Consider the following 14,119-nt stretch of genomic DNA (forward strand, 5'->3'; position numbering starts at 1 on the left):
CCAGGGTGGCGACCGTGTCACCCAGGGGGACGAACGGCGTCCGGTCGCGGTTTCCGGTACCGGAGCGGTCAGCCGGCGGCGACCTGCTCCGGGGCGGGGCTCACCGCAGGGGTGGTACGGGCGAGCCGGCGGACCTCGGGGACCAGCAGGGCGGCCGCTGCGAGCAGCAGGGTGACCGCCGCGCAGGCGAAGAGCGCGCCGTCGAGGCCGAGTGCGCCGGCGGCCGGTCCGGCCAGCGCGGTGCCGAGCGGGGTGAGCGCGAGTGAGCCGACGGTGTCGTACGCGGAGACCCGGGACATCAGCTCGTCGGGGATCTCCTGCTGGAGGGCGACCATCCAGTTGACCCCGAAGACGGTGACCGCGGCGCCGTCGGTGAACATCGCGGCGGCGACCAGCGCCGCCGGGGCGTGCAGGGCGAGGGCGAGGGCGGGCAGGGCGAACAGGAAGACCGCGTAGTTGCCGGTCAACAGGATCCGGCGCGGCTGCCACCGGGCCATCAGGAAGCCGGTGGAGAGCAGTCCGACACCGAAGGCGGCCATCGCGATGCCCCAGCTGCGTGCTCCGCCCAGCCGCTGCTGGGCGGCCACCGGGCCGTACACGCTCTCGATCGCGGTGATGCAGGTCATCACCACCGAGAACTGCAGCACCACCGCCCACAGCCACCGGCGTCCGACGAACTCCCGCCAGCCCTCCCGCAGTTCGCGGACCAGGCTGGGCCGGTGGGAGGAGGCGGCGGCGGGCTCGATCCGCAGGAGGACCCGCAGGCCGGCGGCGAGGGCGTAGGCGAGGGCGTCGACGGCCAGTACCCAGCCTGGGCCGATCGCGGCGACCAGCGTGCCGCCGAGGGCGGCTCCGCCGATCTGGGCGCCGTTCTGCGCCATCCGGAAGACGGCGAACGCCCTGGCGGCGCTCTCCGGCGGCACGCTCCGCATCAGCAGCCCCTGGGCGGCGGGCGTGTAGAACGCCTGGCCCGCGCCGCCGGCGGCCGCGAGCAGCGTCAGCTGCCAGATCCGGACGCCGCCGTCCAGGACCAGTACGGCCAGCACCAGTTGGGAGAGCGCGTTGAACAGGTTGGCGGTGACCATGACGCGGTGGCGCGGCAGCCGGTCCGCGAGGGCGCCGCCGAGCAGCAGCAGGAGCACCAGCGGGACCAGCCGGGCCGCCGTGACGTACCCGACGTCGGTGGTGTCACCGCCGCTCTCCAGCACCGCGAAGGCGGTGGCGATCGGGGCGCCCGCGTTGCCGAGGCCGCTGACCACCGTGGCGGCGGTCTGGATCCGGTAGTTGCGGTCGGCCCAGGCGAACGGACGGCCGGGTACCTGTCGGCTGTTCATCTCCCGGACTATGGGGGCCGAGGCATCGAGATGTCCATCCGATTTCCGGTGCCGGGACGGGGGACTACCCGAGGTGGCCCCAGAGGAAGCTGAGCGTGCGCCGCCAGGCGATCCGGGCCTGCAGCGCGTCGTAGGTGCCCAGCAGGTTCTCCTCGTTCATGAAGGCGTGGCCGGCCGGATAGAAGTGGATCTCCGGGCGGCGGTCGGTGGCCTCGCCGATCCGGATCGCGGCCTCGTCCACGGTGGCCGCCGGGAGGGAGCGGTCCCGCTCGCCGTAGTGGCCGAGCACATGGGCGGTGAGCCCCCGGTAGTCATAGTCCGGGTCCGGCGGCAGCCCGTAGAACGGCACCACGGCCGCGATCCGGTCGCCCTCCTGGGCGGCCAGTACCAGTGCGAAGCCGCCGCCCATGCAGAAACCGACCGCGCCGAGCGAGTCGCCGACCACCTGGGGCTGCCGCAGCAGGAAGTCCACCGCGCCGCGCAGGTCCGCCGCGGCCTGCTCGACCGGCAGCTGCCGCAGCAGCCGGGCCGCCTCGTCGCGGTCGTGGGTGGTCCGGCCGCCGTACAGGTCGGGAGCCAGGGCGACGAAGCCCTCGGCGGCGAACCGGTCCACGGTGTCGGCCAGTTGGGAGGTGAGGCCCCACCACTCCTGGACGACCACCAGTCCCGGGCCGACTCCCCGGGGCGGCAGGGCGAGGTACCCGTGTGCCGTCCGGCCGTTGCTGGGGAAGGTGACGTTCTGGCGGGAACCGCCCATGGCCTGGACTCCGTCGGGTGGGCCGCGTGAGCGGCGGGCAGCGGACTCGGGTTGGGCCCGAGGGCAGCATGATGCAATGCAGGGGTGGGGCTTGGCCAGGTAACGGGCCCGGGCCGATCGGGTGAGCGGCGGGCGGCCCGGTCCTGCCGCGGGCCGGTCGGTGCGGCGGTCCGCCCGGTCGGTCTCAGCCCATCTCCTCCAGGGGGCGGCCCTTGGTCTCCCTGATGCAGAAGGCGACGAAGGGGATGGAGAGCAGCGCGAAGCAGGCGTATATGACGTACGTCGCCGACAGGTTCCAGTGGGAGAGGGTGGGGAAGCTCACGGTGATGGCCCAGTTGGCGATCCACTGGGCCGAGGCGGCGACCGACAGGGCCAGCGCCCGGATCCGGTTGGGGAACATCTCGCCGAGCAGGACCCAGACGACCACGCCCCAGGAGAAGGCGAAGCAGAACACGAAGACGTGCGCGGCGATCAACGCCGTTGTGGCGTAGGTGCTTTCGAGGGTCGCGGTGGAACCCCTGCCCATCCGGTGGGAGAAGGCCCAGGCCGCGGCGGCGAGCGAGAGCGCCATACCGGTCGAGCCGGCCAGCGCCAGCGGCTTGCGGCCGATCCGGTCCACCAGCACCATCGCGACGACGGTGCCGAGCACGTTGATGATCGAGGTGGAGAGGCTGATCAGCAGCGAGTCGCTCTCGTTGATACCGACCGACTGCCACAGGAACGACGAGTAGTAGAAGATCACGTTGATGCCGACGAACTGCTGGAACACCGAGGCACCGATGCCGATCCAGACGATCGGCAGCAGGCCGAACCGCCCGCCCGTCAGGTCCTTCGCCCGGGGTCTGCGAGCGGCCGTCAGGACCGAGCGGATCTCCGCCACCCGGGCGTCCAGGTCGATGCCGGGGCCCTCCAGCTCGGCCAGGACCGCGCGGGCCCGGTCCTCCCGGCGGTCGGCGATCAGGTAGCGGGGGGACTCGGGAATGGCCAGCGCCATCAGCCCGTAGACGAGCGCCGGGATGGCCTCCACGCCGAGCATCCACTGCCAGGCCTGGATCCCGCCCAGATGTCCGGTGGACTCGCCGCCGGCGGCCTGGTTCAGCGCCCAGTTGGCCAGCTGGGAGACGGTGATACCGAGTACGATGGCCAGCTGCTGGAAGGAGGCCAGGCGGCCCCGGTAGGCGGTCGGGGAGACCTCGGCGATGTAGGTGGGGGCGATCACCGAGGCGATGCCGATCGCGATGCCGCCGACCACCCGCCAGAAGCCCAGCAGTTGGATCGAGGGCGGGAACATCGAGCCGATACCGCTGACCGCGAACAGGAAGGCGGCCAGCAGCATGGTCCTGACCCGGCCGAGGTGGTCGGCCAGCCGGCCGGCGACCACCGCGCCGAGTGCCGAGCCCAGCAGCGCGATCGCCACCACGAACGCGGTCTCGCCGTTTCCCACCCTGAAGTGCTTCTGGATGCCCGTCACCGCGCCGTTGATCACGGCGCTGTCGTAGCCGAACAGGAAGCCGCCCATCGCGGCCGCCGCCGAGATGAAGACGACGTGGCCGAGGTGGGACTCGGCGTGCTGGGTGGGAGTGGTGCTGGACAGGACGAGCTCCCGGGGGTCGGCGGCCCGCCCGTGCGGCCGGACGGAACGGGTCCACCGCTCATTTCACCAGCCGGGCACACCGATTGCGCGCTGTGCGGCCTTCAGGGTGAACCGCCGGATCCGCCGTGGTCCGCCGGTGTCACCGCTCGAGCGGGCAGCCGGTCCGGAGCGCGTTGCGGCGCAGCAGCTGGGCCCGTACGGCCGCGTCCAGGCCCTGTGCCCGCTCGGCCAGCCGGTCGGCCAGGGCGGCCTGCTGCTCCACCGGCTTCTTGTCGTCGTACTTGAACTTCGCCCTGACCTCGTGGACGGTCAGCCGCAGTCCGCGCAGTCCGGAGAGCTGCGGGCCGTACGGCTCCTGGCCCGGGACCACGCTGACCTCGGGGGTCTCCGGCTGGAAGTGCGCGAGCTGGCGGTTGAGGATCTCCGCCTTGCCGGCCGCGTCCTCGACGATCTCGGCGCTGCAGTGGAACTGGACCGAGGCGTAGAAGCTGGTCGGCACGCCGGTGCGCCAGTGGCCCGGGGCGAAGGCGTAGTCGTCGGTGACCGAGAGGGTCACCCGCGGATCGGCCCGGACGGCGGCCCAGAGCGGGTTGGGCGTGGCGAGGTGCAGCAGGATCTCGCCCCGGTCGGCGTCCAGCAGGAAGTGCGTGGGCACCAGCACCGGGCCGCTGCCCGCCGGGCCGTTGGCCGCCAGGGTGCCGAAGTCGCGGCCGGCGGCGAGCCATTCGCGCCACTCGGCCTCGGTGCCGCGGTCCCAGGACCTGATCAGCATCACAAGCCCCTTTCTGTTCGGGTGGGTTGCCGGGGCGACGTCAGTGGAGGTCGCGCAGGTACCCGGGCAGCGGGCCGGTGGTCGAGGAGTGCGGCACCGGGGTGCCGTACGTGGTGGCCACCGGGATGACGCCGGACCAGTGCGGCAGGCCGAGGTCCGCCTCGTCGTCCTGCGCCTCGTCGTCGCGGGTCTTGGCCGAGACCTCGTCCAGTACCAGGCGCACCACCGCCGTGCTGGCCAGCTCCTTGGCGTTCGCCCTGCGGACGTCGCCGGAGCGGCCCGGCACCGCCTGGTCCACCAGCGCGTCCAGGGCGACCGTCAGCTCCTCGGGATCCGTCACCTGGTGGGCGATGCCGTGGGCCACCACCGAACGGAAGTTGACCGAGTGGTTGAACGCGGACTTGGTCAGCACCAGGGCGTCCACCTGGGTCACCGTGACGCAGACCGGCATGCCGTCGTCGGCCCCGGCACCGCGCATCGGGCGGCTGCCCGTCGAGCCGTGCAGGTAGAGGCGGTCGCCGACCCGGGCGTAGATGGTCGGCAGCACCACCGGGGCGCCGTCCGCCACGAAACCCAGGTGGCAGATGTACGAGCTGTCCAGGATCGCGTGGATCGCCTCCCGCTCCCAGGTGGCCCGCTCGCGGTAGCGGGTCGGCGTGGTGCGCCGGTTGCGGGTGTACGCCGTGTCCGCGGCGTCGCCCGTGGTGCCCGTGGCCTCCGCGGTGGCGGAAGTGCTGTCCGACATGGCGTCCCCCTATGTACTAGTGCATAATTGCTTTTGTGCTAGGAGACTATCGGATCAGAGGCCGCCGTGCCAGTGACATCGCGGCCGACATCGAACGCGCGGTCGGTACCGGTGAGCTGCCACCGGGCGCCGCCCTGCCACCCCTGCGCGACCTGGCCGAGGAGCTGGGCGTCAACCCCAACACCGTCGCCGCCGCCTACCGGCTGCTGCGCGACCGAGGCGTGATCGAGACCGCCGGGCGGAAGGGCAGCCGGATCCGCCCCCGGCCCGTCACCACCCCGCGCGACCAGATCCACATCCCGGTCCCGCCCGGTGCCACCGATCTGTCCAGCGGAAACCCCGACCCCGCGCTGCTCCCCGCGCTCGGCCCGGCGCTCGCCGTCGCCGCCGCCCGCTCGGACCACGGCCCCGTGCTGTACGGGCACCCCGCCGCCGACCGGGACCTGCTCGACCTGGCCGGCGCGGCCTTCGGTGCCGACGGGGTGCCGGACGGCCGACTCGCCGTCTGCTCCGGCTCGTTGGACGCGATCGAACGCATCCTCGTCAGCCGGCTGCGCCCCGGCGACCCGGTCGCCGCCGAGGACCCGGGCTGGGGCAGCCTGCTCGACCTGCTGCCCGCACTCGGGCTGCGCCCCGTACCCGTCAGGATGGACGACGAGGGCCCGCTGCCCGACTCGCTCGCCGCGGCACTGGCCGCCGGCGCCCGCGCGGTGGTGGTCACCGTCCGGGCGCAGAACCCGACCGGGGCCGCGCTCACCGCGGAGCGGGCCGCCGAGCTGCGCACCGTGCTCGCCGGGTATCCGGACGCCCTGCTGATCGAGGACGACCACGGCCACGGCATGGTCGACCAGCCCTACCGGCCGCTGGTCGGCACCGCCACGCACTGGGCGGTGGTGCGCTCGGCCTCCAAGGCGTACGGCCCCGACCTGCGGGTCGCGCTGGCCATCGGCGACCAGGAGACGATCGGCCGGGTGCTGGGCAGGCAGCGGCTGGGCGCCGGCTGGGTCAGCCTGCTGCTCCAGCGCACCGTCGCCGAGCTGTGGCGCTCCGGTGCCGCGCCGGCCGAGCGGGTGGCCGCCGTGTACCGGGAACGCCGGGACGCGCTGCTGACCGCACTGGCGGCGCACGGGATCGAGGCGCACGGCGCGAGCGGGCTCAACGTCTGGGTGCCGGTGCCGGACGAGCCCGGGGTGGTCGCGGCGCTGGTGCAGTCGGGCTGGGTGGTCGCGCCCGGCACGCGCTTCCGGATGCAGTCCCCGCCCGGGATCCGGATCACCACCGCCGCCCTCGACCCGGCCGGAGCCCGCAGGCTGGCGGCCGACCTGGCGGGCATCCTGCACGCCTCGGCCGGCCGCTCGCCACTGGTCTGAACCCGCCGGGGAGCGGTGACCCGGCCGCCGGGGGAGCGGCCGGGCACAGCGGGCTCAGGAGCGCACGGCGCCGCGCACCAGCTTCCCCTCGGTCGACAGCAGGCCGGTGCGGTAGTCGAAGCGCGGCGCCGCCGCGAACATCAGATAGAGGTACTTGAGGTTCTCCGCGAACCAGTACCCGGGCATCAGGTCTCCGAGCCGCACCGGCGAGGTGGTGACGTCCTCGGCGACGGTGTACCCGCCGGGGACCTTGTGCCTGGCCCGCACGGCCTGGAAGTAGCGGTAGGCGGTCTGCCGGTACTCGTCCGCGCCGGTCAGCCGCCAGAGGTCGAAGGCGGAGTTGGCGTACTCGGGCCGCAGGTCGTTGCGGGCGCTGCGGACCTGGCCGCTCGCGTAGTCCACCACCTCGGGCAGCAGCTGGTACCTGTCCAGCAGGCCGGTCCAGGAGCGGTAGTAGTCGCGGCCGGCCGCCAGGTCGCCGCCCTTGCCGAGCAGTCCGGCGTAGAACGACGCGAGCTCGGACTGGTCGTGTCCGGTGGTCTTCCCGGTGCCGAAGTCCACCTGCCGGAACCAGAGCGCGCCGTCCCTGCGCTCCGCCTGGTACTTGAGCACGGCATCGGTCAGCATCCGGTACCAGCCGCGCAGATCGGCGTCGTCCAACAGCTCGCCGCCGTCCCAGAGGTACTCGTAGAAGGAGTCCACCGGCGGGTTGGGCTCGATCGCGTGGGTGTCCGTCCAGCGGCCCGACTCGATGTCCAGCTCGGTGCCGAGGAGATCGAGCGAGGAGCGCCTGGTGACCACCGCGCGGGCGGCCCGCTTGGCCGCGCTCCAGTAGCGGCCGTCGCCGGTGAGCCGGCTCAGCAGGCCGAACTCCACCGCGTTGGTGCCGACTTCGGCCAGCGGGCTGACCGATCCGGAGACCGCACCGGTGCGCAGATTGACGTAGCGGTAGGGGAGATGGGAGGGGGAGCGGGTGAAGGCGGGCAGCAGCCGGTCGGCCAACTCCCGGCAGCGGTCCAGCAGTTTCGTCCGTCCGGTGCACAGGTAGCCGGCCAGCAGGCCGCCGACCAGGCGGATCACCGCCTCGAAGACCTGGATCTCGGCGTCGACGACCGGGTCGAGGTGTTCCTCGATCCAGTCCGCGGCCAGTCGCACCTCCTCGTCCTGCTCCATCAGCCACAGGGTGTCCAGCGCCTCGACGATGGACAGGCCGAAGGTGTGTCCCTTGGCGAAGAAGTCGTCCCGCCCGCCGGAGACCGGGCGTGCCTCGTCGTAGCCCCAGGCCACCCGCTTGTAGCCCTCCCAGCCGTGCAGGTACTCGGCTCGGACCTGTTCGGCGACCTCGGCGTCGGACGGCAGCCCGGCGGTGGCGTCCGCTCCGTGCTCCCGGTCCGTTCTGTCCGCGCCGGCGGCGTGGGCGGCGGCGGACGGGAGAGCGGCAGTCGTGGCGGCCATGGCGGCGGCGCCGAGCAGGGTGCGGCGGCGGGGCAACGGGGCAGATCGCATGGCGCAGGACGCTAGTGGTCCGGCGGGCTGCGGCCGCCCAGGTGCTCTGTCCGCGTGTCGGCGCTCCCACGCAGGTCAGCGGGGGAGCGCTGGTGTCAGGTCGGTGCGCCGGTTTCACTCGTACGGGTGGTGCTCCTCGGGTGCTCCGCTTGCCGGGCGGTCAGCCCCTCGTCAGCAGCGACTGGGCGTGCTGACGGACCTGGTCCCTGGTCAGATACGCGTCGGTGTACTCGAAGTCGCGCAGCCGGGCCGGCTGGCGGGCCAGGAATCCGGTCCGGACGAAGTCGTCGCCGGCGGTCGCGTTCAGCAGCCAGTTGGCGCCGACCCGGAACTTGGCGACATTGGTCCGCATCGCCATGATGTGGTAGCCCCGCGCCACCAACTGGGCCGGGATGCCCTTGAGTTCGACACCGATCGGCTTGGAGACCGCGTCCTTGCCGCCGAGGTCGACCACCAGGCCGAGGTCCCGGTGGTAGTACGGCTGCAGGGGCTGGTTGTGCAGTGCCGCGACCAGGTTGTCGGCCACCCGCCGGCCCTGGCGGGCGGCGTGCTGGGCCGTGGGCGGGCAGACCGCGCCGTCCCCCTTGGCGAGGTCCGGTACGGCGGCGGAGTCGCCGATCGCGAACACGGAGTCGAACTGGGGCACCCGCATCTCGGCGTTGACCGCGATCCGGCCGCGGACCGTCTCGGCGTCCAGCGTCCCGATCAGCGGGCTGGCGGCGACCCCGGCGGTCCAGATCAGGGTGCGGCAGGGCAGCACCCGTCCGTCGGTGAACTTCACCGTCTCCGCGCCCACTTCGGCCACCGAGACGCCCAGCGAGACCTCGATCCCGCGTGCCCGCAGCACCTGCAGTGCGGTGTTGCCCAGCTTGTCGCCCAGCTCCGGCATCAGCTTCGGGGCGATGTCGATCAGGTGCCACTTGATCAGGCCAGGGTCCAGCCGGGGGTAGCGCCTGGTCGCGGCGGTGGTCAGGCGCTGGAGGCAGGCGGCCGTCTCGGTGCCCGCGTAGCCGCCGCCGACCACCACGAACTGCAGCCGGGACTCCCGCTCGCCCTGGTTGAGGGTGGTCGAGGCGAGGTCGAGCTGGGCGATCACGTGGTCGCGGATGTAGGCCGCCTCGGCGAGGGTCTTCATGCCGCGCGCGTAGTCGGTGAGGCCGGGGATGTCGAAGGATCGGGTGATGCTGCCGGGCGCCAGGACCAGGAAGTCGTACTTGAACGCCGTCACCTCGTCGGTGATCTTCCGGACAACGCACACCTTGGCGGGCGGGTCCACCCCGATCGCGCCGCCGGGGATGATGTGGGTGCGGTGCAGGCTGCGGCGCAGCGAGACGGCGACCGACTGCGGGGTGAGCACCCCGGCCGCCACGTGCGGCAGCAGTGGCAGGTAGAGCTGGTAGCTGAACGGCGTGACCAGGCTGATCTCCGCCTCCGAGGCCGCGAGCTTGTGTTCCAGGCGGCGTGCGCACTCAAGACCGGCGAAGCCGCCGCCGACTATCAGGATCCGAGGTCGCTCCATCGTTCGTCCCTTGCCTGCCGGGGTCCGTGCGATATCAGGACAACTCTGACAACTGTTCGACACGGTCGCACGGTCGTTCGGCATCTGCCACCGCAGCGGGCCCGGCCGGGGGAACCTCCGGGGCACCGGGGACGGGCCGCGGCGGGGCCGGTGCGGGGCGGGACCGGTCCACCGGGGCGGGTCCGGCACCGGGGGGCGCGTGCGCGAGGACGGGCCGGGTGCCGGGCCGGGCGCTGGACCGGGTACGGCTGACGGGTCGGTAGGCTGACGGGATGCTCTCCGAGGTGACGGCGGTCCGCTATGTGACGCCACTGCGAGAAGGCGGCTCGATGCCGGGCCTGGTCGAGGCCGATGACCATCGGCTCTATGTGCTCAAGTGGTCCGGCGCGGCCCAGGGGCGCAAGGCGCTGGTCGCCGAGGTGCTGGCCGGTGAACTGGGCCGGCGGCTCGGGCTGCCGGTGCCCGAGCTGGTCCGGCTCGACCTGGACCCGGTGCTCGCGCGCAGCGAGCCCGAGCCGCAGATCCAGGAGCAGATGCGCGCCAGCGGCGGTGTCAACCTCGGGATGGCCTTCGTCAGCGGTGCGCTCAACTTCGACCCGCTCTGCTACGAGGTGGACCCCGAACTCGCCGCGCGGGTGCTCTGGTTCGACGCCCTGATCGGCAACGTGGACCGCTCCTGGCGCAACCCCAACCTGCTGATGGCCACCGGCGGCCTGCGGCTGATCGACCACGGCGCCTGCCTGATCTTCCACCATCACTGGGCGGGCTCGGCCGGCTGGCCGGGCAAGCCGTACGACGCCTCGGACCATGCCCTGCTGCGCTCCGCCGGGGACCTGAAGGCCGTCGACGAGGAGCTGGCCGCACTCGCCGGGCAGGCGCTGCCGGCGGCCATCGCGCAGATCCCGGAGGAGTGGCTGACCGACGAGCCGGGCTTCGAGAGCGCCCAGGCCGTCCGGGACGCCTACCAGGAGCGGCTGACCGCCCGGCTGGCGGGGCCGCGCGACTGGCTGCCGAAGCCGCCCGGAGCGGGGGCGGCCGGATGACGCCGAACGGGACGACGGGCGCGGAGCGGATGGGCAGGGAGCGGATGAGCGGGCAGGAGAGCGCGGGCGTGGAGCTGCACGACTACGAGTACGCGGTGATCCGCGCCGTACCGAGGGTCGAGCGGGGCGAGTGCGTCAACATCGGCGTCCTGCTCTACTGCCGCCACACCGCGCACCTGGGGGCCCGTACCCACCTCGACCAGGGACGGCTGCTCGCACTGGACCCGGTCGCGGACGTGGCCGGGGTGCGGCGGGCGCTGCGCGGGATCGAGACCGTCTGCGCGGGCGGTCCGGAGGCCGGACCGGCCGCCTGGGACAGCCCCGGGCAGCGGTTCCGGTGGCTGACCGCGCCGCGCAGCGCGATCGTCCAGCCGGGACCGGTGCACACCGGGCTGACCGCCGATCCCGAGGCGGAGCTGCGCCGGCTGTTCGAACAGCTGGTGCTCTGAGGGCCGCTCCCGACGGGGGACGGCCGGGCGCGTCAGGGAACGGTTTGATTACGGAGAGTCGCTTGCGGTGATCAAAGCTGGAGTAACTGAAGCATGTGTGCGTACCCTGACCACCATGGGCTCCACAGCGACCAGCACCGTACCGACCACCGCCGACCTGATGGAGGTCGTGGCCGCCGTCGGCACCGCGTACTTCCAGGACTTCGCGGCCGCCGCCGCGCGGCACGGCCTCAACTCCTCCCAGGCCAAGGCACTCAAGTCGGTCCAGGAGCCGGTGCCGATGCGTGCGCTGGCCGGCCGGCTCGGCTGTGACGCCTCCAACGTCACCGGGATCGTGGACCGGCTGGAGGCGCTGGGGCTGGCGCAGCGCGAGGCGGCGGCCGCCGACCGGCGCGTGAAGATCGTCGCGATCACCGAGCAGGGGCGCGCGGTGCTCGGCCTGATCCGCGAGGACATGACCCGCGCCCGCGCCGCCTTCGCCAGCCTGGACGACGAGCAGCGGGTCGCCCTGGACGCGCTCTGCCGCAAGGTGCTCCCGCTGCTCTCCGGGCAGTGACCGGCCGGTCCCGGCCGGTGCCGGGCCGCGGTCAGGCGGTGCTCCGGGCGGGCGCCGGCGGCTGCTCGCTCCCGCAGTAGCGGCACTTGGACGCGGCCGCCGGGATGTCCTCGGAGAGGCAGGCCGGGCAGGTCCTGGCCGGTGGGGGGTCGCCGAAGACGGTGATCCCCCGGTGGCGCTGGAAGGACCGGTACGGGACCACGATCAGGAAGTAGACCACCGCCATGAAGATCACGAAGTAGATCAGGGCGGAGATGAACGCCCCGATGTCGACATAGGTCGCCTTGTTCCCGGGTGCGCCCAACTGCCAGCCGAGCGCGGCCGAGTGCCCGCCCTGGGCCCGGGTGATGATCGGGTTGATGACGCTGTCCGTGAACGCCTTGATCAGCGTGCTGAACGCCAGTGCGACGATCAGCCCCACTGCCACGACGACGACGTCACCGCGCATCAGGAAGTTCTTGAAGCCCTTGAGCATGGCCGCTCCTCGTCCGCTCCGCCGGCTCTGCCAGGCGCCTCGGGGCGCCTGGATCCAGGCGAGCCGATCCGGCCCCGGTCCGCAATCAGAGCGGCGCCGACCGGGGGACCGGCACGGGGAGGTCAGAGCGTGACGAAGGTGTAGCCCTTGGCCTTGAGCGCGGGCAGCACGGTGCGCAGCGCCTCGACGGTCTGCGAGCGGTTGCCGCCGCCGTCGTGGCAGAGCAGGATGTCGCCCGGCTTGGCGGCCAGCAGCTTCTCGGTGATCGTCTTCACACCGGGGCGGTTCCAGTCCCTCGGGTCGACGTCCCAGTCGATGGGCGTCATGCCGTACTTGGCCACGGCGGCGAACACATCGGGGGACCAGTCGCCGCCGGGGGAGCGGAAGAGCTTCGGCTCGGGAGCCCCGGCGTCCACGATCACGGACTGGGTGTCGGCGATCTGCTGCTGGATCTGCGCCGCGCTGCGCCGGGAGAAGGGCTGCGGGTGGGTCATCGTGTGGTTGGCGATGGTGTGCCCGTCCGCGGCGATCCGGCGGATGAGGTCCTTGTCGGCATGGGCCTCGATGCCGACCACCGAGAAGGTCGCCCGGATGTCGTACTTGCGCAGCAGCTGGAGGACCTCCGGCGTGTAGGTCCGGCTCGGACCGTCGTCGATGGTCAGCGCCACCGCGTGCGCCGGGGCGTCCGGCAGCAGGTCGTGCACCTTGAAGACGGGCTTGCTGCGCGCCGCCACGGGGGAGGACGAGGGGTTCGGCAGGCCGGAGACGCTCGGGGGCTCGGTGGGTGCGGCCGGGGAGAAGGAGTCCGAGGGGCTGTCCGAAGGCGGCGGCGGTGCCGAGGCGGCCTGGTTCGAGGAGCTGCTGCAGGCCGTCAGCGCGCCGCCCGCCCCGACCGCCGCCGCACCCGCGGCGGTCAGCCTGATCAGCCGCCGCCGGGTCAGCCCGCCCTGATCGCCCGGGTGCTCCGCGCGCTGCTCTGCCATGATGACGCCTCTCCTCCAGGTGGTCCGCCGGGACGGTGACCGTGTCCGGCCGCGGTGTCGTGGAGGTCCGCGCCGGTGGCGTGCCACGGCGGTCCCCCCACTGTCCGCCTCAACCGACGTGGACCGGCAGGGTGCGGTTCCGCCGCTCCGATTTCTTGGCCAGGTCTTGGACTTCTTTTGCCGACAGGCCCGTTGAGCAGGGGGAACGGTGCGGCGGCCACGGGGCGACGGTGGTGCGGTGCCGGGCGGGCGGCCGGACCCGGGGAGCGCGTCGGCGCAGGTCCGTCCGCACCCCGGCGCCGGCGTCAGAGGTTGGTGAGCCGCTCCCCCTCGCGGTCCTGCAGGATGTGGTCCACGCAGACCGCCAGGATCACCAGCAGGGTGGCGTCCTGCGGGCTCATCACGTCGACCGCGTACGCGTCCCGGATGGTGAACCAGCGCCGGGATATGTGGGCCAGGGTGGTGCCCTGGTGCTGGATGTCGAACTCGTGGTCCCACAGGTTGCCGGCTATCCGCAGCCGCCGGCCGTCCCGCAGCCGGACCTTGAACCGGTCCCCGAGGATCCGCAGCGCCCGCTTGCTGATCCGGGCGGCCACCACGCCGTCCTGCTTGATCAGGATGGTGTGGTGGAGGGTGAGGGCCTTCTTGGTGATGGTCGCCACCTTCGCCCCGTGGCTGTCCACGAAGTCGAAGGTGGTGCGCAGCCGCAGGAACCTCCGGTTGACCCGGTAGAGCTTCTCCCGGTGCTCGGTCTCGATCCACGCCTCCTCGTGGAAGGCGAACATCCGGTCGCGTATCAGGTAGCGCATCCAAACCCCCCGTCAGCATCGCCGCCGGCCGGCGGATCGGTGTCGCCCAGAGCGTAACGGGGGCCGGTGAAGGGCCGGTAGCAACCCGGCCGCTCCCGGGCACCGTGGCCGGCCCGGGCGGACGCCGAGCCCGGCACCGGCGAGCCGCGTCCCCGGCCAGGCGGAGCACCTGACGCCGCGTCCGGCCCTCCCCGTGATTCCCTGGGC

The 14,119-nt window shown here is 72.9% G+C and carries 14 protein-coding genes; 4 read left to right on the forward strand and 10 right to left on the reverse strand.

Annotated elements, in window-relative coordinates:
- Positions 1-68: 68 nt before the first annotated feature.
- The 5 genes from ACSMTC_RS31975 to ACSMTC_RS31995 all read right to left on the reverse strand — a co-directional run bounded on the left by ACSMTC_RS31975 (position 69) and on the right by ACSMTC_RS31995 (position 5,202).
- Positions 69-1,334, reverse strand: coding sequence for an MFS transporter (locus ACSMTC_RS31975; protein WP_436563212.1), 1,266 nt, complete (start codon positions 1,332-1,334; stop codon positions 69-71).
- A 64-nt stretch (positions 1,335-1,398) separates the two neighbouring features.
- Complete coding sequence (locus tag ACSMTC_RS31980) at positions 1,399-2,091, reverse strand: dienelactone hydrolase family protein (RefSeq protein WP_436563213.1); 693 nt, start codon at positions 2,089-2,091, stop codon at positions 1,399-1,401.
- Between the two features lie 184 nt (positions 2,092-2,275).
- Positions 2,276-3,610, reverse strand: coding sequence for a sugar porter family MFS transporter (locus ACSMTC_RS31985; RefSeq protein ID WP_436563214.1), 1,335 nt, complete (start codon positions 3,608-3,610; stop codon positions 2,276-2,278).
- 214 nt (positions 3,611-3,824) lie between these two features.
- On the reverse strand, positions 3,825-4,457 hold the full coding sequence (locus ACSMTC_RS31990) for an FMN-binding negative transcriptional regulator (protein ID WP_436563215.1): 633 nt from the start codon (positions 4,455-4,457) through the stop codon (positions 3,825-3,827).
- Between the two features lie 40 nt (positions 4,458-4,497).
- Complete coding sequence (locus ACSMTC_RS31995; RefSeq protein ID WP_436563216.1) at positions 4,498-5,202, reverse strand: pyridoxamine 5'-phosphate oxidase family protein; 705 nt, start codon at positions 5,200-5,202, stop codon at positions 4,498-4,500.
- A gap of 35 nt (positions 5,203-5,237) precedes the next feature.
- On the opposite strand from ACSMTC_RS31995, the gene ACSMTC_RS32000 reads away from it, so the two are divergent.
- Positions 5,238-6,572, forward strand: a complete 1,335-nt coding sequence (locus ACSMTC_RS32000) for an aminotransferase class I/II-fold pyridoxal phosphate-dependent enzyme (RefSeq protein ID WP_436563217.1) — start codon at positions 5,238-5,240, stop codon at positions 6,570-6,572.
- Positions 6,573-6,626: 54 nt separating this feature from the next.
- Here the strand turns inward: ACSMTC_RS32000 and ACSMTC_RS32005 are convergent, their stop codons facing one another.
- Together ACSMTC_RS32005 and ACSMTC_RS32010 are read right to left on the reverse strand one after the other, a co-directional pair.
- Complete coding sequence (locus tag ACSMTC_RS32005) at positions 6,627-8,078, reverse strand: glycoside hydrolase family 47 protein (RefSeq protein WP_436563218.1); 1,452 nt, start codon at positions 8,076-8,078, stop codon at positions 6,627-6,629.
- Positions 8,079-8,238: 160 nt separating this feature from the next.
- Complete coding sequence (locus ACSMTC_RS32010; RefSeq protein WP_436563219.1) at positions 8,239-9,597, reverse strand: NAD(P)/FAD-dependent oxidoreductase; 1,359 nt, start codon at positions 9,595-9,597, stop codon at positions 8,239-8,241.
- Between the two features lie 272 nt (positions 9,598-9,869).
- On the opposite strand from ACSMTC_RS32010, the gene ACSMTC_RS32015 reads away from it, so the two are divergent.
- The 3 genes from ACSMTC_RS32015 to ACSMTC_RS32025 all read left to right on the forward strand — a co-directional run bounded on the left by ACSMTC_RS32015 (position 9,870) and on the right by ACSMTC_RS32025 (position 11,645).
- Positions 9,870-10,640, forward strand: coding sequence for a HipA family kinase (locus tag ACSMTC_RS32015; protein WP_436563220.1), 771 nt, complete (start codon positions 9,870-9,872; stop codon positions 10,638-10,640).
- Between the two features lie 44 nt (positions 10,641-10,684).
- Positions 10,685-11,089: a DUF3037 domain-containing protein gene (locus ACSMTC_RS32020; RefSeq protein WP_436564874.1), complete on the forward strand. Its 405-nt coding sequence runs from the start codon at positions 10,685-10,687 to the stop codon at positions 11,087-11,089.
- A gap of 115 nt (positions 11,090-11,204) precedes the next feature.
- On the forward strand, positions 11,205-11,645 hold the full coding sequence (locus ACSMTC_RS32025) for a MarR family winged helix-turn-helix transcriptional regulator (protein ID WP_436563221.1): 441 nt from the start codon (positions 11,205-11,207) through the stop codon (positions 11,643-11,645).
- A gap of 31 nt (positions 11,646-11,676) precedes the next feature.
- Here ACSMTC_RS32025 and ACSMTC_RS32030 read toward each other — a convergent pair whose 3' ends face one another.
- From ACSMTC_RS32030 to ACSMTC_RS32040, 3 genes are all read right to left on the reverse strand, one after another.
- Positions 11,677-12,120, reverse strand: a complete 444-nt coding sequence (locus ACSMTC_RS32030) for a large conductance mechanosensitive channel protein MscL (RefSeq protein ID WP_436563222.1) — start codon at positions 12,118-12,120, stop codon at positions 11,677-11,679.
- A 122-nt stretch (positions 12,121-12,242) separates the two neighbouring features.
- Positions 12,243-13,103: a polysaccharide deacetylase family protein gene (locus tag ACSMTC_RS32035; RefSeq protein ID WP_436563223.1), complete on the reverse strand. Its 861-nt coding sequence runs from the start codon at positions 13,101-13,103 to the stop codon at positions 12,243-12,245.
- 305 nt (positions 13,104-13,408) lie between these two features.
- On the reverse strand, positions 13,409-13,912 hold the full coding sequence (locus ACSMTC_RS32040; RefSeq protein WP_436563224.1) for an LURP-one-related/scramblase family protein: 504 nt from the start codon (positions 13,910-13,912) through the stop codon (positions 13,409-13,411).
- Positions 13,913-14,119: the final 207 nt, after the last annotated feature.

Source organism: Kitasatospora sp. HPM-01-4, assembly GCF_051374625.1.
Taxonomy (GTDB): Bacteria; Actinomycetota; Actinomycetes; order Streptomycetales; family Streptomycetaceae; genus Kitasatospora.

Excerpts from the sequence above, each read along its gene's own strand:
- ACSMTC_RS31975 (WP_436563212.1), bottom strand. The coding sequence starts at position 1,334 with ATGAACAGCCGACAGGTACCCGGCCGTCCGTTCGCCTGGGCCGACCGC.
- ACSMTC_RS31980 (WP_436563213.1), bottom strand. The coding sequence starts at position 2,091 with ATGGGCGGTTCCCGCCAGAACGTCACCTTCCCCAGCAACGGCCGGACG.
- ACSMTC_RS31985 (WP_436563214.1), bottom strand. The coding sequence starts at position 3,610 with ATGGGCGGCTTCCTGTTCGGCTACGACAGCGCCGTGATCAACGGCGCG.
- ACSMTC_RS31990 (WP_436563215.1), bottom strand. The coding sequence starts at position 4,457 with ATGCTGATCAGGTCCTGGGACCGCGGCACCGAGGCCGAGTGGCGCGAA.
- ACSMTC_RS31995 (WP_436563216.1), bottom strand. The coding sequence starts at position 5,202 with ATGTCGGACAGCACTTCCGCCACCGCGGAGGCCACGGGCACCACGGGC.
- ACSMTC_RS32005 (WP_436563218.1), bottom strand. The coding sequence starts at position 8,078 with ATGCGATCTGCCCCGTTGCCCCGCCGCCGCACCCTGCTCGGCGCCGCC.
- ACSMTC_RS32010 (WP_436563219.1), bottom strand. The coding sequence starts at position 9,597 with ATGGAGCGACCTCGGATCCTGATAGTCGGCGGCGGCTTCGCCGGTCTT.
- ACSMTC_RS32015 (WP_436563220.1), top strand. The coding sequence starts at position 9,870 with ATGCTCTCCGAGGTGACGGCGGTCCGCTATGTGACGCCACTGCGAGAA.
- ACSMTC_RS32020 (WP_436564874.1), top strand. The coding sequence starts at position 10,685 with ATGAGCGGGCAGGAGAGCGCGGGCGTGGAGCTGCACGACTACGAGTAC.
- ACSMTC_RS32025 (WP_436563221.1), top strand. The coding sequence starts at position 11,205 with ATGGGCTCCACAGCGACCAGCACCGTACCGACCACCGCCGACCTGATG.
- ACSMTC_RS32030 (WP_436563222.1), bottom strand. The coding sequence starts at position 12,120 with ATGCTCAAGGGCTTCAAGAACTTCCTGATGCGCGGTGACGTCGTCGTC.
- ACSMTC_RS32035 (WP_436563223.1), bottom strand. The coding sequence starts at position 13,103 with ATGGCAGAGCAGCGCGCGGAGCACCCGGGCGATCAGGGCGGGCTGACC.
- ACSMTC_RS32040 (WP_436563224.1), bottom strand. The coding sequence starts at position 13,912 with ATGCGCTACCTGATACGCGACCGGATGTTCGCCTTCCACGAGGAGGCG.